Origin of the sequence: Aurantimonas coralicida DSM 14790 (genome assembly GCF_000421645.1) — a bacterium.
GTDB classification, from domain to species: domain Bacteria; phylum Pseudomonadota; class Alphaproteobacteria; order Rhizobiales; family Rhizobiaceae; genus Aurantimonas; species Aurantimonas coralicida.
The window spans coordinates 32,172-52,706 of the sequence record NZ_ATXK01000001.1 but is presented as its reverse complement, the minus strand read 5'-3'; the positions used below and the strand labels follow the sequence as shown (position 1 = coordinate 52,706).

Sequence of the window (20,535 nt, the reverse complement as noted above, 5' to 3'; positions counted from 1 at the left end):
ATCACGATGGCTGGCGGGCCGGTCTTGGCGGGATCGCTGGGGCGGTCGCATGGCGCAGGGCCGCCCGGTAGCAGGCCAGCCCGACAAGGGTGAGCAGCGCCACCACCGCCAGCGCGACGTCGTAGCCGCCGGCCGCCCAGAGCAGCGAGCCGACAAAGGGCGACAGGGCGTAGGCGCACAGATACGGTACGGCCATGGCGCCGCTGATCGCGCCGAACCGGGCCTGGCCGAGGATCTCCCGCGTCATCACCGGCCGCATGATGCTGAGGACGCCGTAGCCGCTGCCCTGCAGGACGACGAAGGCGATCACCAGAAGGGGCGCGAACTCCGCCGCGATCAGGCAGAGCGTTGCCGTGATCACGAAGGCGAAGGACAGCGTCGTCACCCATGCGTTGGACAGGCGGGCGCCGCCGAGCATCAGCGCCAGCCGCCCGGCGACCTGCATCGGCCCGATCATCGCCGCTGCGAGGACCGCGAGATCGAGGCTGACGCCCCGGTCGGCGAGGATCGGCAGGAGATGGTTCAGCACCACGCCGTGATTGAAGCCGAGCAGCGAGAAGCCGGCGGCGAGGTACCAGAACAGCGGACGGCGCAGAAGGGCGGGGGCCGGCGCGGACGACGCGGTCGTGGCCAACGCCGGCGCGGCAACGGTCGGACTGGCGGTCGCCTCGCCGGGGCCGCCATGGCCGTGGGCTTCGCTCGCAAGGCCGGCGGAGGCTTCGAGCGCCCGGGCGCCGAGGACGATCAGCGGCACGCCCAGGCATCCGACGAGCGCGGCGAACAGCCAGACGGCGCCCTGCCAGCCGGCCGTCTCGGCCATGACGTGATTGAGCGGAAAGGACAGGGTGCCGGCAAAACCCGCCACCAGCGTGACCCGGGTGATCGCCGGGCGGGCATCGGCGCCAAGCGCCCGCGTGACCAAGGCGAAGCAGGGCTCGTAGAGGCAGCCGCCCATCGCCGCGCCGATTCCGAGCCAGAGCAGCGTGAAGCCGGGCAGCGTGTCGGCGAAGGGCAGCAGCGCCAGAAGGATCGCCCCCGCCAGAGCGGAGCCGCCCATCACCAGCGGACCGTGGCCGCGGTCGATCAGGCGCCCCGCCATCGGCGAGACAATTGCCGAGACGATGATGGCCGCCGCGAAGGCCGCCGTGAGCCAGGTCTTGGACCAGCCGGCATCGGCTTCCCAGCGCAGGAGGAGCGCCGGGAAGAGATAGTAGAAGCCGGCCCAGACGATGGTTTCGCCGAAGGCCAGGCAGAGGACGGCGTGTGCGGCACGCATCCGGGCTGTCCCGGTGGGCCTAGCTGCCCAGATGCGTCTTCAGGAAGTCGACGGTGCGGCCCCAGGCCAGCCCGGCGGCGACCTCGTCGTAGCGGGCCTGCGAGGTGTCGTTGTTGAAGGCATGGTTGACGCCCGCATAGACATGGACCTGATGCTCGGTGCCGGCGGCCTCCAGCGCGTCGCGATAGGCGTCGATGCCGGCATTGATGCGCTCGTCGAGGCCGGCGTAATGCAAGAGCATCGCCGCCTTGATGTCGGCGACCTTGTCCGCATCCGGCTGGCGGCCGTAATAGGCGACACCGGCGGCAAGGTCCGGATCGGCGACGGCGAGGTCGTTGACGAGACCGCCGCCCCAGCAGAAGCCGACCGCCCCGACGCGGCCATTGCCGTCTTCGCGGCCGGCGAGCCATTTGCGGGACGCCACAGCGTCGGCGATGCGGGTCTCGGCGTCCAGCGCGCCGATCATCTCGCGGGCCTTGTCCTCGTCCGGGGGCGTGCCGCCGGCCGGCGACAGGAAGTCGGGCGCCACGACGAGGAAACCTTCCAGCGCCAGCCGCCGGGCGACGTCCTGGATATGGGCGTTGAGACCGCGGTTCTCGTGGATCACCAGCACGCAGGGCAGGGCATCGGTCGCATCGGCGGGCCGGGCCACATAGGCCTTCATCTCGCCGCTGGCGCCGGGATAGGTGGCCCAGACGCCGGCCAGACGCGGATCGTCCGGTGCGACGATGGCGGCGCGGGCGCTGGATGCGGCCATCAGCGGGGCGATCGCGGCCGCGGCCGTCGCCGAACCGGCCAGTGCCGTCAGCCGGCGCATGAAGCCGCGGCGATCGAGCGTCAGGTGCGTGTATTCGTCATAGGCATCGATCATCGCCTGGGTGATCGTCGGGGTCCTGTCGTCCATGATCGCCTGCTCCATCACCGTTCGCAGGGCATACTAACCCGTAGCGCCCGCGGTGCAATGCGGCGGCAATCGCGCATCGCGGCCGCGCCATGCCGGCTTCCGGCGACCGCTTCCCTAGTGTTCCGCGCGCGAAGTCTTACATTGGCGCGGATGACTGATTTCGACGAATCAACCGGGGTCCCGGCGGCCCGTCCCGGCGGCATCGCCGCTCGTGCACTGTCGGCCCGCGGGGTGGCCCGCAATGCGGGGGCGCCGGACTATCTCTCCGGCCTCAATGCAGAGCAGCGCGCCGCCGTGGAGACCACCGAGGGTCCGGTGCTGGTGCTGGCCGGCGCCGGCACGGGCAAGACGCGCGTCCTGACGACGCGCATCGCCCATATCCTCGCCACCGGCAGGGCCTGGCCGTCCCAGATCCTCGCCGTGACCTTCACCAACAAGGCCGCGCGCGAGATGAAGCAGCGCATCGGCCTTCTGGTCGGCGAACAGGTCGAGGGCATGCCGTGGCTCGGCACCTTCCACTCGATCGGCGTGAAGATCCTGCGCCGCCATGCCGAGCTGGCCGGGCTGAAGTCGAACTTCACCATTCTGGACACGGACGACCAGATCCGGCTGATCAAGCAGCTCATCAAGGCCGAGAATCTCGACGACAAGCGCTGGCCGGCCCGCACCTTCGCCAACATGCTGGATGGCTGGAAGAACAAGGCGCTGACGCCGAAGGACATTCCCGAGGGCGACGCGCGGGCCTTCGCCAACGGCAAGGGGCGGGAACTCTACGCCGCCTACCAGGCGCGGCTGCAGTCCCTCAACGCCTGCGATTTCGGCGATCTCCTGCTGCATCCGATCGCCATCTTCCGGGACAACCCGGACGTCCTCGCCGAGTATCACGACCGCTTCCGCTACATCCTGGTGGACGAGTACCAGGACACCAACGTCGCCCAGTATCTCTGGCTGCGGCTTCTGGCCCAGCGTTCGCAGGTGCGGGGCGAGACCGGGCGCAGCCCCGCGCTTCGGCAGGCGGCGGGCGCCGGCGCCGTGACGCAGGCGGGCACCGCCGAGGCGGGCGCGGCGGAGCGGCCGCCTGTCAACATCTGCTGCGTCGGCGACGACGACCAGTCGATCTATGGCTGGCGCGGCGCCGAGGTCGACAACATCCTGCGCTTCGACCGGGACTTTCCTGGCGCGACGGTGATCCGGCTGGAGCGCAATTATCGCTCCACCGCCCACATCCTCGGCGCGGCCTCGCATCTGATCGCCCATAACGAGGACCGGCTCGGCAAGACGCTGTTCACCGACTATTCCGACCCCGAGCACCAGAAGGTCGAGGTCAATGCCGGCTGGGATTCGGAGGAGGAGGCGCGAGCGATCGGCGAGGCGATCGAGGACCTGCAGCGGCGCGAGGACCACAATCTCAACGACATGGCGATCCTGGTGCGCGCCTCGTTCCAGATGCGCGAGTTCGAGGACCGCTTCGTCACCATGGGGCTGAACTACCGGGTGATCGGCGGTCCGCGGTTCTATGAGCGGATGGAGGTGCGCGACGCGCTCGCCTATTTCCGCTGCGTCTGCCAGCCGGCCGACGATCTGGCCTTCGAGCGGATCGTCAACACGCCCAAGCGCGGGCTCGGCGACGCCACCATGCGGCTGCTGCACGATTATGCCCGCGCCCGCGGCGTGCCGCTGATCGCGGCGGCGGTCGAGATGGTGGAAACCGAGGAGCTGAAGCCCAAACCGCGCAACGCGCTGCGCCGGGTGGTCACCGATCTGGTGCGCTGGGCCGAGCAATTGTCCACCGCCAAGCACACCGACCTCGCCGAGCAGATCCTCGAGGAATCCGGCTACACCGAGATGTGGCATAACGACCGCTCGGCCGAGGCGCCGGGCCGGCTGGAGAACCTCAAGGAACTCATCCGCTCCATGGAGGCCTATGACACGCTGCCCTCCTTCCTGGAGCATGTGGCGCTGGTCATGGACACCGAGCAGAACGCCGAGATGGACGCCGTCTCGATCATGACGCTGCACGCGGCCAAGGGGCTGGAGTTCGAAACCGTCTTTCTGCCCGGCTGGGAGGAGGGGCTGTTTCCCCATCAGCGCGCCCTCGACGAGGGCGGCCGCTCCGGCCTCGAGGAAGAGCGCCGGCTGGCCTATGTCGGTATCACCCGCGGCAAGCAGCGGGTGAAGATCTGGTTCGTCTCCAATCGCCGCATTCACGGCATGTGGCAGTCGACCATTCCCTCGCGCTTTCTCGACGAACTGCCCGAGGCGCATGTCGAGGTGATGGAAGCCAACACCTCCTATGGCGGTTACGGGGCCGGCGGCTTCGGCGGCTATGGCGCCAGCCGCTGGGACGGCGCCGCGGCCTTTCAGGAAGGCGCCTATACGACGCCGGGCTGGCGCCGCGCCCAGGCGGCCAATGCCGGCTTTGCCGGCGGCAATGGCGGGCGCGGCCGGGGCGGCGACGGCTGGTCGGGCGGGCGCACCCGCGAGATCAGCTATGACGAGGGCGGCGTCGGCGCCCGCAGCGGCCAGCACGGCGGCAAGGGCCACAACCAGCCGCCGCGCACCGGCTTCGGCCTCAATGCCGCGGCCCGCAAGGGCGGTCCACGCGATATCGAGGGCGAACTGGTGGCCAAGTCGGTGGCGACCGAAGCCAGCCGCTTTGCCTCCGGCGACCGGGTCTTCCATCTGAAATTCGGCAACGGCACCGTCGCCAGCGTCGAGGGCAACAAGCTGACCGTCGATTTCGACAAGGCCGGCCAGAAGCGCGTGCTCGAAGGCTTCGTGGAGCCGACCTGAGCATCGGCCGGCCGCCGCCCGCCTGACGGCCGGACCCGTTGGCGGGCAAGGCTCCCGCATCTCACCGCAAAGAGCGACGATGGAATACGACGCGATCATTCTGGGTGCCGGCGGCGCCGGGCTTCTGGCGGCGGCGACCGCCGGGCAGGTGGGGGCGCGCGTCCTGGTCCTCGACCATGCCGAGGCGCCGGGAAAGAAGATCCTGATCTCCGGCGGCGGGCGCTGCAATTTCACCAATCGCGAGACCGAGCCGCACTGCTACCTCTCGGAGAATCCGCATTTCGCCAAGTCGGCGCTCAGCCGCTACACCCAGTGGGACTTTCTCGCGCTGGTCGAGCGCTACGGCATTGCCTGGCATGAAAAGACCCTCGGGCAGCTGTTCTGCGACGGATCGGCGAAGCAGATCGTCGACATGCTGCTGGCCGAATGCCGATTGGGCGCCGTCGAGATCCGCCTGTCGACGCCGGTGGGCGAGATCGCGCATGCCGACGGCCGCTTCCGGGTCGCCGGCGCATCCGCCCCGGCGCTGGTCATCGCCACGGGCGGGCCGTCGATCCCGAAGATGGGCGCCACCGGCAAGGCCTACGAGATCGCCGAGCGCTTCGGCCTGAAACTCGTCACCCCGCGCCCTGCGCTGGTGCCGCTGACGCTCGGCAAGGACGAGATGCTGTTTCGCGAGATTTCCGGCGTGGCCTGCCCGACCATCGCGCGGGTGCGCGACATCGCCTTCGAGGAGGCGTCGCTGTTCACCCACAAAGGCCTGTCGGGCCCGGCGATCCTGCAGGTCTCGTCCTACTGGTCGTCGGGGGAGACCGTCGAGCTGACCCTGGTCAAGGATGCCGCCGAGATGCTGCGGGCGGCGAAGCGGCGCATGCCGCGCGCCCACATGAAGGCGGCGCTCGCCGAAAGGCTGCCCAACCGCCTCGCCGACGCCTTGGCCGAGCGCATCGGCGAGACGCGGCCGCTGGGCGCCATCACCGATGCCGAGCTGGATCTGGCCGCCGAGACGCTGACACGCCTGCGCTTCCGCCCGACCGGCACCGAGGGCTATGCCAAGGCCGAGGTGACCGCCGGCGGCATCGATACGGCGGAGCTGTCGTCCAAGACCATGGAAGCCCGACGCGTCCCCGGCCTCTACGCCATCGGCGAGGCCGTCGACGTCACCGGCTGGCTCGGCGGCTACAATTTCCAATGGGCCTGGGCCTCGGGCGTCGCGGCCGGGAAGGCGATTGCCGCACGGCTGGGATGAGGGCGGGGGGCGTTGTGGCGCGCCGACGTGGTGGTGGCGAACCCCTCAAACACGGGCGTCATCCTCGGGCTTGACCCGAGGACCCATGCCAAGCCCTTCGCGCCGCCGCGGCGTTGCCGAACAGCAGCCCCGTCAAACGGCGGCGCATCTCATGGCAATCGCCACGTGTATCGATAGCCCCGGCTGACGCTTGATGAAGTTGTGGCGGTATGCCGCAATGCGCTGCCGTTATGGCGAAGGTGCCGGCTTGTCACCGTCGCGGCGGTGTCGGCGCTGAGGCATGGGTCCTCGGGTCAAGCCCGAGGATGACGCGGGGAGGGAGGTCGAAGCCAGTCGCGGACGCTGGTGGGCGACCCGAGCGACCGTGACCCAAGCCGCCTTCGCTGCAGGATGATCGCTTGCCTCAAACAAGGGCGTCATCCTCGGGCTTGACCCGAGGACCCATGCCAAACCGTTCGCGCAGCCGCGGCGTTGCCGAATATGAGCCCCCGCAAAACCGAGCCGAGCAACCGCACGACACGAGCCGCCTGCGCTGCAGGATGATCGCTTCCTTCAAACACGGGCGTCATCCTCGGGCTTGACCCGAGGACCCATGCCAAACCCGTCGCGCCGCCGCCACGTTGCCGAATGAAAGCCCCGCAAAACGAAGGCTCACCGTGCCGTCACGGCCACCTCCATGGACACCACCCCCTACCGTTTGAAGCGGCGGTCGGTGAGGTTGCGGCGGTCTTCGGCGATGCGTTGGGTGATGGCGAGGGCGGTGTCGTCGCCGGCGACGGCGGCGAGGCGTTCGACCTGGTTGATCGCCACCAGCCGCAGGAGATCCTCGCGCACGGTGCCGATGGCGTCGCGGGGCAGGGTCGCGACCACCTGCACGAGGTCGGGACGGGGACGCGGCGCGTCGCGGAGGCGTTGCTCCAGCGCCGCCGCATCGGTGTCCGGTGCCGGTTCGGCGAAGAGATAGAGGCCGACGCCGCGCTGGCGCGGATAGGGATAGGGCACGAGGGCGAAGCCGGCGATGGCGGGATCGGCGGCGACCCGCGCCTTGATCGCCACCCCGTCGGTGTCCATCCGGTCGCGCGTGCCCTCGCCATCCGACCAGTTGAAGATGCCCCGGGTGACCATGTTGTAGACCGGCTTGAAGGTCGCCATCCAGACCCGCGCCGGCAGGCTCTTCGTCGCGAGCATGCGCTTTTCGGACGCCGTCAGCGCCTCGCGGCAGAAGCTGCGCTTGTGCTTGAGGAGATGGCGCAGATCCTCGCGGGCCAGGAGCCGGAACAGGCGCGTGCGGCGCGGAAAGAAGGTGGCGAGCTGCATGTCGATCAGCGCCGCCTTGCCGTCCGGGGTCATCAGCCAGTTCTGCGGCTTGGCGAGATCGTTGTGGGTGATGCCGGCCCGGTGCAGCGAGCGCAGCAGCCGCTTGGCGTCGCGGAAATAGGCGGTGTTGCCGATCGGGCGGGCGACATGCAGCGGCGTACCCTCGATCCAGGACCGGTAGAGCGCCTCGGAATCGACGCCGAGAAGGGTCGGGGTGCCGGCGACGGGGCCCAGCGTTTGCAGCGCGCGGATCTCGCGCCCGGCAAGATGCCAGGCGAAGCGGCGGACCCAGCGCGCGGCGCTCCCGACGCGGCGACGCGTTACCGGGGTGTCGGGCGCATTGGCGAGGTGACCGGCGGCGATCTCGCCGAAGACGTCGCGTTTGAGTACCGTATCGACAACGAAGGGCGCGGCAAGAACGGGAAGCGGGGGACGATGCTGGGGCATGGATCTCGTGGACTGGGCAGGAATGTCGCCTAGCTTCCGCCAAGCAAGCGCAATCGCGCGGCGCCGGACGCGCGACCGATCTTTGCGGAATTATCGACCCTTGCGAGGCGAAATGGAAGTCGAAACCCACCTGTTCCCGGCGCGGGACGATATTCCCAACAGCTCCTTGCCACTGCTTGTGTTGCGCGAGGCTGTCGGTGCGGAAGACGCGACCGCGTCCGTAATGACCGAACGCTTCCGGGAGCATGGCTGGCAGGGCTGCTGGACCTACACGGTCTTCGACTACTGGCACTATCATGCCGACGGTCACGAGGTGCTCGGCTGCGTCGGCGGCGAAGCGGAGATCGGCTTTGGCGGGCCGGGCGGGATCACGACGCGGATGCGGCCGGGCGACGTGGTGGTGATCCCCGCCGGCGTCGGACATCGGCGGCTGTCGGCGACGCCCGATTTCGCCGTCGTCGGCGCCTATCCGCCCGGCCAGAGCGGCACCATCCTGCGCGCCGGCGACCGCGAGCTGACCGATGCGCAGAAACAGATCGCGGCGCTGGCGCTGCCGCCGCGCGATCCCGTCACCGGCGCGCAGCCCGGCTGTCTGGCGGCGTGGCATGGCTGAGGGCAGGCCACGGCCCTGGTGGAGAAGCTGCGAATCTTTCGCTCGCAGCCTTTCAATCGCCGGGCGAGGGTGGAATAGAAGGGCGACTTACAGCCTGTCCGATCCATCCCAACAGCGTTCCCGTGATCATGTCCGTCGATAGCCCGTCCGTCCCGTCCGCTGCGTCGCCCGCACCGGAGGCGGAGGCGCCGCCGGACCGGGAAGTGTCGCTGCCGGCCATGCTCCTGCTGGCGCTTGTGGTCGGCATCGTCGCCGGCGTCGGCGCGATCGTCTTCAAGTACCTGATCGCTTTCATCTACAATCTGGCCTTCTACGGCGAGCTCAGCCTGCATCTCGAGCCGAACGCCTATGGCGCGCCGAGCCCGTGGGGCATGGGCATCATCCTGGTGCCGGTGATCGGCGGCCTCGTCGTCGTCTGGCTGGTGCGCAGCTTCGCGCCCGAGGCCAAGGGCCACGGCGTGCCGGAGGTGATGTATGCGATCTACCACCAGAACGGGAACGTGCGCGGCGTCGTCGCGGTGGTGAAGTCGCTGGCCTCGGCGATCTCCATCGGCACCGGTGCCTCGGTCGGTCGCGAGGGGCCGATCATCCAGATCGGCTCATCCTTCGGCTCGACCTTCGGCCGGGCGCTGGGCCTCGTACGCCACCAGAAGATCACGCTGCTATCGGCCGGTGCGGGCGCCGGCATCGCGGCAACCTTCAACACGCCGCTCGGCGGGGTGCTGTTCGCCTCCGAAGTGCTGCTGCCGGAGATTTCGGCCCGCACCTTCCTGCCGGTGGTCGTGGCGACGGCGACCTCGACCTATGTCTTCCGCCTGGCGATGGGGATCGAATCGGCCTTCATCGTGCCACTGGGCGGCCTGCCGGAGGGCGCCGCGGTCAACGGCGCCGAGCTGTTGCTGGCGGCGATCCTCGGCGCGGTGATGGGCGTCGCCGCCTGGGCCTTCGTCAAGCTGCTGGCCAAGTCCGAGGACGTCTTCGAGCAGTCGAACCTCAATCCCTATGTCCAGAACGTCATCGGCATGACCGCCGTCGGCGTGATGGGCTACCTGTTCCTCTCCTGGACCGGCCACTACCACATATATTCGGTGGGCTACGCCACCATCCAGGACATCATCAGCGGCGCCGACATAACGGTCGCGGTGCTGATCATGCTGTTCGCCGGCAAGCTCGTGGCCACCTGTCTCAGCCTCGGGGCCGGGGCGTCGGGCGGCATCTTCTCGCCGAGCCTGTTCATGGGCGCGGCTCTGGGCGGCGCGGTCGGGCTGATCGGCAACGCGATCCTGCCGGGCGCCGGCCTGACCATGAAAACCTTCGCGATCATCGGCATGGGGGCCATGGTCGGCGGTGCCACCAGCGCGGCGATGACGGCGATCGTGATGATCTTCGAGATGACCCGCGACTACGAGATCATCCTGCCGCTGGTGCTGGCCGTGGCGATCGCCATCGGCGTGCGGCGCTCGCTGACCCTGGCCGACATCTACACGATCAAGCTGCGCAACCGCGGCCGGCCGATCCCGACCGACCGGACCACCAACATGTTCATGGTGCAGCCGGTCACCGAGGTGATGTCGAAGACCTTCGAGATCCTGCCGGGCGCGATGACCGTCTCGGAAGCCCTGAAACGCATCGACGTCGAGACCTCGCGGGTGATCCTGACCGATGGCAACCGGATCACCGGCTTTGTGCGCTTCGGCACGATTCCCTACCGGGCCGATCGCTTCGCCACCCAGACCCTCGACGACATCGGCTCGTCGGAGTTCATCCTCGCCTCGACGGTCCACAATCTGAACACGGTGATCACCCGGATGAACCGGCGCAACCGCTCCTACGCCATCGTCGTCAGCGAGACCCGTGGCGTGCCGCGGCCCGAGGACATCGCCGGCGTCATCAGCCGGGAGGAACTGGCCAACGCCGTGGTGCGCAACCACTACGGGTAATCGAGGCGGATCGGGGGTGTGCCGGTACGGGACGACGCGTCCCGATGCCGGGTGGTTGCGGAGGCGCGTGAAGCCCCTGCCGCGCAGGCTCTCGGCGTCCGTCGATCTGCCCGGAATCCTGCGCCACCCGGCTTCGCACCGGGGTCTTGGAACCAAGCACGGGCCCACTCGTATTGTCAGTGGTTTACCACCTGACAGATCGAGATGCTCTCCATGGATTTCCCGCACCCTCCAGTGACCGCGACGGTCGGCGGACAGCCGATCCACGCGATGCTGATCCCGTTTCCGTTCGTCTGTTTCACCCTGACCCTTCTGACCGACATCGCCTATTGGCAGACCGGTCATCTGATGTGGCACAATTTCTCGTCCTGGCTGCTGTTCGCCGGTCTGATCTTCGGTGGTTTTGCGCTGCTGGCCGGCCTTGTCGACTTCATCGCCCAGCCGCGCCTTCGGGCCCAGCCGCCCGCCTGGGCCTATGCGATCGGGACCGTCTTCGTGCTGGCGCTCGGCTTCCTCAACAGTCTCGTCCATGCCGGTGACGGCTGGACGGCGATCGTTCCCTACGGTCTCGCCCTGTCGGCCGTGAACGTGATCCTCATCTTCGTCACGGCCTGGCTCGGCCGTTCGATGGTCTTTCAGTACGGCGTCGGAGTGCGTAACCATGATTAATCGCAAGCCATCCATCCGGACCGCCATTCTCGGCGGCAGTGCCATGGTGCTGCTGGCGATTGCCGGCTGCAGCGACGAGGGCGGCGATTTCGACGTGTCGTCCCAGATCGGACCCGATCCGGTCCTGCCGGAGCCGAGCACCGCGCTGCTGCCCGACCTGAAGGTGGCCGAAGTCGTCGGCTGGGAGGAGGGGCAGACCCCGACCGTTCCCGAAGGCCTGACGATCACCCCCTACGCCACCGATCTCGCCAATCCGCGCACCGTCCACACGCTGCCGAATGGCGACGTCCTGGTGGTGCAGTCGCGCGGCCCGTCGGGCAAGCCGGTGGAGCGGCCGAAGGACGTGATCCGCGGCTGGATCATGTCGCTGTCCCACGGCAGCAGCGGCCCGCAGAAGGAGAGCAACCTCATCACCCTGCTGCGCGACACCGATCGCGACGGCACGGTGGACGAGCGCACGGATCTTCTGACCGGCCTGCATTCGCCCTTCGGCGTCGCCTGGGTCGACGACACGCTGTATGTCGCCGCCGCCGATGCGGTGCTGAGCTATCCCTACGAATTGGGCCAGACCGAGCTAACGGCCGAGCCCACGGTGCTGACGCCGCTGCCGGGCGGGCCGATCAACCACCACTGGACCAAGGATCTGGCGCTGAGCCCCGACGGCACGATGCTCTATGCGTCGGTCGGCTCGAACTCCAACGCCGCCGAGCGCGGCATGGAAGCCGAGAAGGGCCGCGCCGCGATCTGGCAGATCGACCGCGAGACCGGGGCCAGCAAGGTCTTCGCCTCCGGCCTGCGCAACCCCAACGGCCTGGCGTTCCAGCCGGATACGGGTGAGCTCTGGGCGGTCATCAACGAGCGCGACGAGCTCGGGCCCAACCTCGTGCCGGACTACATGACCTCGGTGAAGGAGGACGCCTTCTATGGCTGGCCCTACAGCTATTACGGCGACCATGTGGACGAGCGCGTCTATCCCCCGCGCCCGGACATGGTCGAGAAAGCCATCGCTCCTGATTATGCGCTGTCCAGCCACGTCGCGGCGCTCGGCCTGACCTTCACCAACAACTCCGCCCTGCCGGAAGCCTATGCCAATGGTGCCTTCATCGGCGAGCACGGAAGCTGGAACCGCAGCAATTTCAACGGCTACAAGGTGGTCTATGTCCCGTTCACCGATGGCAAGCCGGACGGCATGGCACAGGATGTCGTGACCGGTTTCCTCGACGGTGATCAGGCCCGGGGACGTCCGGTCGGTGTCGGGATCGACGGCACGGGCGCGCTGCTCGTGGCCGACGATTCGGGCAACACGGTCTGGCGCGTCGCGGCGGCCGACGGCACCGTCTCCGACCAGCCGGTCGGGACCGATCAGATCGCCGGCAGTGCCGCTGCGCCCGCAGCGGGTGATGGTGCGGCCGCGCCTGCGGCCGGCGAAGACGCCGCAGCGCCCGCAGAGACGCCCGCCGCTTCCGGTGAGGATCCTGCCACGCCGGCAGCGCCGACCGACGCCGGCACGGCCCCGGCAACCCCCGACGCCGAGACCGCGCCGGCTCCGGCCGACGATGCAGCACCTGCTGCCGCGGACGAGCCGGCAGGTGACGCACCCGCGGAGACCGAGGCCGACACGGCGCCGCAGCCCGCACAGACCGAGATCGCACCTGCCGTCCAGCCGAGCGGTTCGGTCGAGCAGGCGCCGGAGCCGCAGCAGTAGCGTTCCGGCTCTTCGCAGCGCATTCGATCTCAAGATTACGGCGTCCGGTCTCACCGGGCGCCGTTTTCATATGCATGGGGCGTTCGGGAAAGTGAGAGTCGGACCCGACGGTTACGCGACGCTCTGAATCCGATGGACGAACTGCCGAGGCGGGCCTCGGCTGCGATCAGGCCGCGTGGCGCAGTTCGGCTGCGGTCTCGGACGGGGCGGAGATAACGACGCGGTTGCGGCCATTGTCCTTGGCCCGGTAGAGGGCGCGATCCGCCGCGAGCAGCACGGCGTCCATCGTGTCGGTGGGGGTAAAGCCGGCAATGCCGAAGCTGGCGCTGATCCGGTGGCCGGCGGCCAGCGCCTCGTGCTCGGTGCGGTAGAACGTCAGGCGCAGCGTCTCGGCCACCCGGGCCGCCTGCCGCGCGCTGCAATCCGGCAGGATCAGCGCGAATTCCTCGCCCCCGATGCGCCCGGCCCGGTAGCCGCTGCGCCCGATCAGATCGCCGAAGGCCCGGATGATCGTGTCGCCCACGGCGTGGCCGTAGCTGTCGTTGACCTGCTTGAAATGGTCGATGTCGCACAGGATCACGGCGCCGCCACGCTTCAGCGTGCGGCTCAGCGACTGGTCGAAGCCGCGGCGATTGAGCAGCCCGGTCATGGCGTCACGCTCCGACCTGCGTCGGTAGTCGGTGATGACGCCGCTGATGATGCGGGCGAGCAGCAGGAAGACCACGAGCGGCGTGACCAGACCCGACAGCGTCAGGAGGGTGGTCTCGAGGCCGGAGGTCTTCACGGCGTGGTAGCTGGCCGTACCGTCGAAGAGCATGGGAAACAGCGGCAGGCGGACGAGGAAGATGCCCGACACGAGGCAGAGCGCGACGGCCAGCGCCGTATCGAGCCAGCTCCGCTCATCAGCTTTGGCAAGGCGCCAGACGCTGTCGAGGATGGCCATCGCGCAGGCGGTCTGCAGCGGCAGGGTCTGGTAGATGAAGGGCACGTCGAGTGCCAGCAGCACCAGCGACCCGGCGGCGAGGCCTGCGACCGTGCCGATCAGCGCCCCGTGCCGCTGCGCGCTGCGCGTGGTCAGCCGGATCGACTGGCCGACGCACAGATAGGCGGCCGGCAAAAGCAGGGTGATGGCAACGAGTTCGGCGTTGGAACTCTGCAACTGGCTGAGGACCAGGACTTCGACGCTGCCGATGAGCAGCGCGGCGGCCAGCCAGGCCAGCGCCGGCTCGGTCCGCATCCCGGCATAGATCGCCGCGCACAACACCGAAAGACCGCCGAAAACGACGATATTCACTGCGCTCAACGTTACCGTCACGTCCATCGTGGCGCAGCCCCTCCGCCTTGTGTCCGGCGGCAATCATAAGCATCACGGGTTAACGATCTGCCGGTTTGGGTCGGGTCGGGCGAGGTGTTGTTGGGGGCCTCAGGACGTTGCGCGGAAGGCTCCGCGTCAGCGGCGCGGCATTCCGATCGACCGGCCGAGGCGCTCGGGCCGGGCGAGTTCGGCGTGCGCGGCGGCGGCGACCGAGACGCGGGCGAAGGTCTCGGCGGGGAAGGGTGCCACCTTCGGCGCGTCGCCGCGCTGGTCGATCGACAGGCTCAGGCTTTCCAGCGTCGCGGCGGCCCAGCCGTCGCAGTGGTGCAGTTCCTGGAAGATGTGCAGCCGTTTCTCGTCGAGCCCGACGATCTGCGAGGTCACGTAGACCTCGGCCTGCGGCGGCACTTCGCGCAGGTAGCAGACATGGGCTTCCGCCGTGTAGGTGGTGTAACCGCGCTCGGCACGATAGGTCTCGCCGAGGCCGATCGAGTCGAACAGGCCGTCGATCCCCTTGTCGAAAAGGACATGGTAATAGGCAAGGTTCAGATGCCCGTTATAGTCGATCCATTCCGGGCGGACGGCCATCAATCCTGAACGATAGGGCAACGCGGTCGGCGACGTCATGGTGGCTCCTGGCAAGATGGCGCTGGGTCAGGCAAAGCGTGCGGGACGCGGGAAGTCAAACCGGCTGATGGTGCCGCAGCACGCGGCGAAACGGAATGCGGCAAGGGCCGCGCAGGTGCTGCCGGGGGGCGGCGCAGGGACGGAGAGGGAGAAAGACATGGCGCTGGCGGATATTCTGGCCGAGCGGCCGGCAAGGCGCGAAGGGATCGCCGGGGCGGTCGCGGTGCTGAAGCAGCGCTTCGGCGAAAGGCTGGTGACCGGCGAGGACGTGCGGCGGGCGCACGCCCATTCGACCACCTACATTCCGAACCAGATGCCCGACGCGGTCGCCTTCGCCGAAAGCGAGGAGGAGGTGCAGGAGATCGTGCGCGTCTGCGCCGAATACCGCACGCCGATCGTCGCCTTCGGAACCGGTTCGTCGCTGGAGGGCCACGTCAACGCGCCCCAGGGCGGCATCTCGCTCGACCTGTCGCGCATGGACCAGGTGCTGGCGGTGCATCCCGAGGATCTCGACTGCGTCGTCCAGCCGGGCGTCACCCGCGAGGCGCTGAACGCGCATCTGCGCGACACCGGCCTGTTCTTCCCCATCGATCCCGGCGCCAATGCCAGCCTCGGCGGCATGGCGGCGACGCGCGCCTCCGGCACCAATGCGGTGCGCTACGGCACCATGCGCGACAATGTCATCGGCCTGACCGCGGTGATGGCCGACGGCAGCCTGATCCGCACCGCGCGCCGCGCCCGCAAGACCTCCGCCGGCTACGACCTGACCCGCCTGCTGGTCGGCTCGGAGGGCACGCTCGGCATCATCACCCAGCTCAATCTGAAGCTCTACGGCATTCCGGAGACGATCCTGTCGGGCGTCTGTCCCTTCCCGGACGTGCGCAGTGCCTGCGACGCCGTGATCCAGACCATCCAGATCGGCATTCCCGTCGCCCGGATCGAGCTGCTCGACGCCCAGTCGATGCAGGCGGCAATCGCCTATTCGCAGCTCGATCTGCAGCCGCAGCCGTCGCTGTTCGTCGAGTTCCACGGCTCGCAGGGCTCGGTGGCCGAACAGGCCGAGATGTTCGAGGCGATCGCCGGCGAGCATGGCGGCGGGCCGCTGAAGAGTGCGGCGCGCACCGAGGACCGGGCGCAGCTGTGGAAGGCGCGCCACCAGTTCTACTGGGCGGCGCTGGCGCTGCGGCCCGGCGCCAAGGGCATCGCGACCGATGTCTGCGTGCCGGTGTCGCGGCTGGCCGACTGCATTGCCGAAACCCAGGCCGACATCGACGCGGCCGGCCTCGTCGCGCCGATCGTCGGCCATGTCGGCGACGGCAATTTCCACGTCACGCTGCTGCTCGACATGGAATCGCAGGCCGAGATCGATGCCGCCGAGGCCTTCATGGCGCGACTCGCCGAGCGGGCAGTCGCCATGGACGGCACCTGCACGGGCGAGCATGGCATCGGCCAGGGCAAGCGGTCCTATCTGCGCAAGGAACTGGGCGGCGCAGTCGACGTGATGAAGACCATCAAGAACGCGCTCGACCCGCTCGATATCTTGAACCCCGGAAAGATCCTCCCGTAATCTCAGACGGATAGCCCCGGGGCGGGCGAGGGCGCGCTGCGCCGCGCGCATCGGTTCGACGACCGGTCGCCGGGCGCCGCGCCGGTTTCGCGCCGCCCCCGCGTCCTCTAGGATCAGCGTCGGACAAGCGGCGGCGGCCATTGTCGGGCCTGTCGACCGGGCATCTTCACGAACAGCAGGAAAAGGAGCCCGTACTGGTCAGAGCCTTCGTCTTCCTCGGCGGACTTCTCGTTCTCGCGCTGCTCGGCGCGTTGTTCGCACCGTATTTCATCGACTGGACCGCCTATCGCACGGATTTCGAGCGTCAGGCCTCGCAGATTCTCGGCCGCAAGGTGGTGGTGGAGGGCGAGGCCGAGGCGCGGCTGTTGCCGTTCCCGTCGGTGACCTTCGGCGACGTGACGGTGCTCGGCGACGACGGCGAGGCGCTCCTGACCATCGCGCGCTTCCGCATGGACGCCGAGCTGGCGCCGTATCTGTCCGGCGAGATCCGCATCTACTCGATGACCGTCGACACGCCGGACATCCGGGTGCCGGTGCTGGCGGACGGCACGATCGACTGGGTCGTCGAGCGGCCGGCGATCCCGCGCGGCGCGACGGTGGTGCTGGAGAATGTCGCGGTCGAGAACGGCACAGTGACGGTCGAGAACGGTCTGACCGGTCGGACCCACCGGCTGGAAGACCTCAACGCCACCCTCTCGGCAGGCTCGCTGGCCGGTCCGGTGGACGGGCGCGGCAGCATCGTGGTCGGCGGCGAGGTCATCGCCTTTTCGGTCGGCATCGGCACGCTGCAGGAGGGCGGCGACCTGCCGGTGCGCATCGAGACGGCGAACGAGACGCTGGCGACCTCGCTGACGCTGGACGGCAACGCCAGCCTGAAGGACGGCCGTCCGGGCTTCGCGGGGGCCATCGCGGTGACCCGTCCGCTGCCGCCGGCCTCGGCCACGGCGGAAGAACTCGCGGCGCGCGATCCGTTCGCGCCGGCAGCGCCCGAGGCGGCCGGGGAAGCCGCGCCTGAGCGGCCCGCCGTGATGCCGGTGAAGGCGGTCGGCGCGATCGTCCTGTCGCCGACGGCGGCGGAGGTCAGCGACATCCGCGTTCAGGCCGGCGAGGCGACACGTCCCTATCTCCTGACCGGTGAAGGCCGGTTCGATTTCGCTGGCATCCCGAAATTCCATCTCAATCTTGAAGGCGAGCAGATCGACGTGGACCGGATCGCCGCCGAGGAGAATGGCGACGCCTCGCAGGTTCTCGGGCTTGCCGAACGGGTCGAGGCGATGCGCGCGGTCCTTGCCGAGATCCCGCGGCCGACGATCCCGGGCACGGTGGAAATCTCGCTGCCGGTCATCATGGCCGGCGACACGATGATCCGCGATGCGACACTGGCGGCGAGCCCGACCGAGACCGGCTGGTCGCTGTCGCGGCTGATCGCACAGCTTCCCGGGCGGACCCGGCTGGAAGCCACCGGCCTCGTCGATCTGGACGAGAGCTTCGGCTTTACCGGCGATCTGCTGCTCGCCTCCAACCAGCCCTCGGGCTTTGCCGACTGGCTGACCGGCGAGATCGACCCGGCCATCCGCCGGCTGGGCCGGGCCGGACTGTCCGCCAAGGCCGAGCTGAGCGCCGAGCGGCAGGCCTTCTCGGAGATGGAGATCGATGTCGGCGGCGACCGGATCACCGGCTCGCTGGAACGCGCGCGCGCGGCCGACCACACACGGATCACCGCCGATCTCGACGGCAAGGCTGTCGATCTCGACGCCTTCATGGCGTTGTCGCAGCTCTTCACCGGCAATGCCGATTCGCTGGCCAATGCCGACCGTTTCGACGTGGCGCTGACCGCCGGGCCGGTGAATCTGCGCGACGCATCGGCCGACCGGATCGATGCCGATGTCAGCTTCGACGGCGATACGCTGGCCATCGCCACCTTCGCGGTCGAGGGGCTGTCGGGCGCGACGATCAACGCCTCGGGCGAATTGTCGGACCTTGCCGGCGAGGCGCAGGGCCGTCTGGCGGTGTCGCTGCAGTCGGATGCGCCGAAGCGGTTCTTCGATTTCCTCCTGAAACGCTTCCCCGACGTGCCGCTGCTGAAGACGCTGGACAGCCAGGCCGCGCATCTGGCGCCGCTGGCCCTGTCGGGCGAGGTCGAGACGCTGGAGGGCGAGACCGGCAAGAAGCCGACGCTGTTCGTGCGGCTCGACGGCACCGCTGCCGGCAGCAAGATCGACCTGTCCTCGTCCATCGAGAACGGCCTCTATGCGCGCACGGAAAGCGGCCGGTTCGGCCTCGATCTGCGGCTCGAGAACGACGCCCCGACGGTGCTCCTGTCGCAGCTCGGCATTCCGGCCATCGACATCGGCGCGCCGGCGCCGCTGGAGGCGGAACTCTCCTTATCGGCGGCCGAAACCGGGCCGGTCGTGACCACCGCGACGCTGCGGGCGCCGGGCAGCGAGGTCAGCCTCGACGGTCTGCTGGAGGTCACGCCAGAGGGCATTTCCGGGGCCGAGATCTCGGCCTATCTGCGCAGCGAGGACGCGGCGCCGTGGCTGTTGACCGGGGCGATCGATCTCGGCCAGTCGCTGGACGCGGTGCCGCTGCAGCTCAATGGCGCCCTCGTCTATGACGGCGGCCACTGGAGCCTCAACGATCTCTCCGGCGAGGTCGCCGGCACCCGCATCGCGGCCAGTCTCGACAAGGCCGTCGACGAGGCGGTGACGGGCCATGTCGATCTCGACCGCCTGTCGCTGCCCTGGATCGCCCATCTCGTCTTTGGCCGGCCGATGACCGAGGGGCTCGGCGGCGACGAGTGGCCGACCGAGGCCTTCCGCGACAGCCTGATGCCCTCGCTGCCGTTCTCGCTGCGGATGACGGCCGACAATGTCCTTGCCGGCGACCACAATTTCACGGATTTCTCCGCGACGATGTCGGGCGGGGCCGGGGAGGCGGCGTTCTTAGATGCGAGCCTGACCCTGCCGGGTGGCACGCTGGCGGGAACGCTCGCCCTGCGCAATGCCGACGGGCTCGGCCGCGTCACCCTCGATGTCGCCACCGAAGGCTTCGCGCTCGACAGCGTCTGGCCGGCGCTTGCGGCCTTCGAGGCCGATCCGCGCATGGATGCCGCGATCCGGCTGGAAGGCACCGGCCAGTCCTATGCCGCCCTTGTCTCGGGCCTCACCGGCGCGGGCCGCGTGGAGGCGCGCGATCTGGTCATGCCGGGCGTTCCCCAGGCCTTCCTGTCGCCACTGCTCGCCGTCGCCGATCAGGAGGGGTTCAGCCCCGACACCGATACGCAGGCGGCCCTTGCGATGGTCAGCGGCGGGGCCGGTTTCGCGATCGCCGAAGCAGCCTCGGATTTCGCCGTGACCGCGGGCCGGGTGCGGTTCTCGCCGGTGACGGCGCGGGACGACGGCGCGACGCTGACCATGAATGGCAGCGTCGATCTCGGCGAGGCGACCGTGGACGGGGAATTGCGGCTGGAGGCAGCGTCCGGCGACGACTGGGTGGAGGGGGCGGACCCGAGCGTCAGCTACGACGTGGCCGGTTCGCTGGCCGCGCCACGCCTGACCGCCAATGTCACGCCGCTGGCCAATTACCTCTCGGTGCGGGCGCTGGAGCGCGAGCAGGCGCGGGTCGAGGCGATGCAGGAAAACCTGCAGGAAACGCTGCGGCTGCGGCGCGAGACGCGGTTCTATCGCTGGCGCGAGGCGGAAGCCGCCCGCATCGCGGCAGAGCGCCGGGCTGCCGAAGAAGAGGCCGAAAGGGCCCGCCGGGATGCCGAGGCCGCGGCGAAGGCCGCCGAGGAGGCGGAAGCCGCGCAAGCAGCGGCGGCGGAAGCGGAAGCTGCCGAGGCGCGTCGGCGCGACGCGGCGGCGGCCGCGGAACAGCGCCGCCAGGATGCGCAACGACAGCAGCAGGCGGCGGAGGAACAGCGCGGACGCGCTGCCGCGCAGGCCCGCCAGCAGCGAGCGGTACCGCAGGCCGCACCCGAGGAGCCCACGGAACCGGACTCCACGCTGCCGCCCGGCGTCAATTTCAGCCGCCCGATCCCGGAAGCGCCACCGGGAGACAGCAGCCGGTTCCCGTCGCTGCCCGGCGTTGCCAATCCCCTGGAATTCTAGG

General features: G+C 69.2%; 13 protein-coding genes. 8 read left to right on the top strand and 5 right to left on the bottom strand.

Features of this window, described 5'->3' with window-relative positions; genetic code table 11:
• Position 1 precedes the first annotated feature (1 nt).
• The gene (locus H536_RS0100245; RefSeq protein ID WP_024348552.1) at positions 2-1,276 is read right to left on the bottom strand and encodes an MFS transporter; all 1,275 of its coding nucleotides are present in this window, start codon (positions 1,274-1,276) and stop codon (positions 2-4) included.
• A 19-nt stretch (positions 1,277-1,295) separates the two neighbouring features.
• Positions 1,296-2,180 carry a dienelactone hydrolase family protein gene (locus tag H536_RS0100240; protein ID WP_035694458.1) on the bottom strand — a complete coding sequence of 295 codons (885 nt, stop codon included), beginning with the start codon at positions 2,178-2,180 and terminating at the stop codon, positions 1,296-1,298.
• A 150-nt stretch (positions 2,181-2,330) separates the two neighbouring features.
• Between H536_RS0100240 and H536_RS0100235 the strand changes: the two genes are divergently transcribed.
• Both H536_RS0100235 and H536_RS0100230 read left to right on the top strand, forming a co-directional pair.
• Positions 2,331-4,973 carry an ATP-dependent helicase gene (locus H536_RS0100235; RefSeq protein WP_024348550.1) on the top strand — a complete coding sequence of 881 codons (2,643 nt, stop codon included), beginning with the start codon at positions 2,331-2,333 and terminating at the stop codon, positions 4,971-4,973.
• Between the two features lie 79 nt (positions 4,974-5,052).
• A complete protein-coding gene (locus tag H536_RS0100230) occupies positions 5,053-6,222 on the top strand; it encodes a BaiN/RdsA family NAD(P)/FAD-dependent oxidoreductase (RefSeq protein ID WP_024348549.1) in 1,170 nt (389 codons plus the stop codon).
• 690 nt (positions 6,223-6,912) lie between these two features.
• On the opposite strand, the gene H536_RS0100225 is transcribed toward H536_RS0100230, so the two are convergent.
• Positions 6,913-7,986, bottom strand: coding sequence for a hypothetical protein (locus tag H536_RS0100225; protein ID WP_024348548.1), 1,074 nt, complete (start codon positions 7,984-7,986; stop codon positions 6,913-6,915).
• Between H536_RS0100225 and H536_RS0100220 the strand changes: the two genes are divergently transcribed.
• The 4 genes from H536_RS0100220 to H536_RS0100205 all read left to right on the top strand — a co-directional run bounded on the left by H536_RS0100220 (position 7,985) and on the right by H536_RS0100205 (position 12,913).
• Positions 7,985-8,599 (top strand): cupin domain-containing protein, encoded by a 615-nt coding sequence (locus H536_RS0100220; RefSeq protein ID WP_244495455.1) that lies wholly within the window; start codon positions 7,985-7,987, stop codon positions 8,597-8,599. The genes H536_RS0100225 and H536_RS0100220 overlap by 2 nt on opposite strands.
• A gap of 128 nt (positions 8,600-8,727) precedes the next feature.
• Positions 8,728-10,539, top strand: coding sequence for a chloride channel protein (locus H536_RS0100215; protein WP_024348546.1), 1,812 nt, complete (start codon positions 8,728-8,730; stop codon positions 10,537-10,539).
• A 204-nt stretch (positions 10,540-10,743) separates the two neighbouring features.
• Entirely contained in the window at positions 10,744-11,208 is a 465-nt protein-coding gene (locus H536_RS0100210) for a DUF2231 domain-containing protein (protein WP_009209083.1), read from the top strand.
• A complete protein-coding gene (locus tag H536_RS0100205; protein WP_024348544.1) occupies positions 11,201-12,913 on the top strand; it encodes a PQQ-dependent sugar dehydrogenase in 1,713 nt (570 codons plus the stop codon). Before H536_RS0100210 ends, H536_RS0100205 begins: the two co-directional genes overlap by 8 nt.
• 166 nt (positions 12,914-13,079) lie before the next feature.
• On the opposite strand, the gene H536_RS23020 is transcribed toward H536_RS0100205, so the two are convergent.
• Complete coding sequence (locus tag H536_RS23020) at positions 13,080-14,207, bottom strand: GGDEF domain-containing protein (protein ID WP_024348543.1); 1,128 nt, start codon at positions 14,205-14,207, stop codon at positions 13,080-13,082.
• Positions 14,208-14,363: 156 nt separating this feature from the next.
• The gene (locus H536_RS0100195; protein WP_024348542.1) at positions 14,364-14,855 is read right to left on the bottom strand and encodes a thioesterase family protein; all 492 of its coding nucleotides are present in this window, start codon (positions 14,853-14,855) and stop codon (positions 14,364-14,366) included.
• A gap of 157 nt (positions 14,856-15,012) precedes the next feature.
• Here H536_RS0100195 and H536_RS0100190 point away from each other — a divergent pair, with 157 nt between their 5' ends.
• Together H536_RS0100190 and H536_RS22215 are read left to right on the top strand one after the other, a co-directional pair.
• Positions 15,013-16,422, top strand: coding sequence for an FAD-binding oxidoreductase (locus tag H536_RS0100190; RefSeq protein ID WP_024348541.1), 1,410 nt, complete (start codon positions 15,013-15,015; stop codon positions 16,420-16,422).
• Positions 16,423-16,562: 140 nt separating this feature from the next.
• Entirely contained in the window at positions 16,563-20,534 is a 3,972-nt protein-coding gene (locus tag H536_RS22215; RefSeq protein ID WP_024348540.1) for an AsmA family protein, read from the top strand.
• The last annotated feature ends 1 nt before the right edge of the window (position 20,535 follow it).

Bases quoted from the DNA above. Each gene is read 5' to 3' on its own strand.
- H536_RS0100245 (WP_024348552.1), bottom strand. From the start codon at position 1,276: ATGCGTGCCGCACACGCCGTCCTCTGCCTGGCCTTCGGCGAAACCATC.
- H536_RS0100240 (WP_035694458.1), bottom strand. From the start codon at position 2,180: ATGGACGACAGGACCCCGACGATCACCCAGGCGATGATCGATGCCTAT.
- H536_RS0100235 (WP_024348550.1), top strand. From the start codon at position 2,331: ATGACTGATTTCGACGAATCAACCGGGGTCCCGGCGGCCCGTCCCGGC.
- H536_RS0100230 (WP_024348549.1), top strand. From the start codon at position 5,053: ATGGAATACGACGCGATCATTCTGGGTGCCGGCGGCGCCGGGCTTCTG.
- H536_RS0100220 (WP_244495455.1), top strand. From the start codon at position 7,985: ATGGATCTCGTGGACTGGGCAGGAATGTCGCCTAGCTTCCGCCAAGCA.
- H536_RS0100225 (WP_024348548.1), bottom strand. From the start codon at position 7,986: ATGCCCCAGCATCGTCCCCCGCTTCCCGTTCTTGCCGCGCCCTTCGTT.
- H536_RS0100215 (WP_024348546.1), top strand. From the start codon at position 8,728: ATGTCCGTCGATAGCCCGTCCGTCCCGTCCGCTGCGTCGCCCGCACCG.
- H536_RS0100210 (WP_009209083.1), top strand. From the start codon at position 10,744: ATGCTCTCCATGGATTTCCCGCACCCTCCAGTGACCGCGACGGTCGGC.
- H536_RS0100205 (WP_024348544.1), top strand. From the start codon at position 11,201: ATGATTAATCGCAAGCCATCCATCCGGACCGCCATTCTCGGCGGCAGT.
- H536_RS0100195 (WP_024348542.1), bottom strand. From the start codon at position 14,855: ATGACGTCGCCGACCGCGTTGCCCTATCGTTCAGGATTGATGGCCGTC.
- H536_RS0100190 (WP_024348541.1), top strand. From the start codon at position 15,013: ATGGCGCTGGCGGATATTCTGGCCGAGCGGCCGGCAAGGCGCGAAGGG.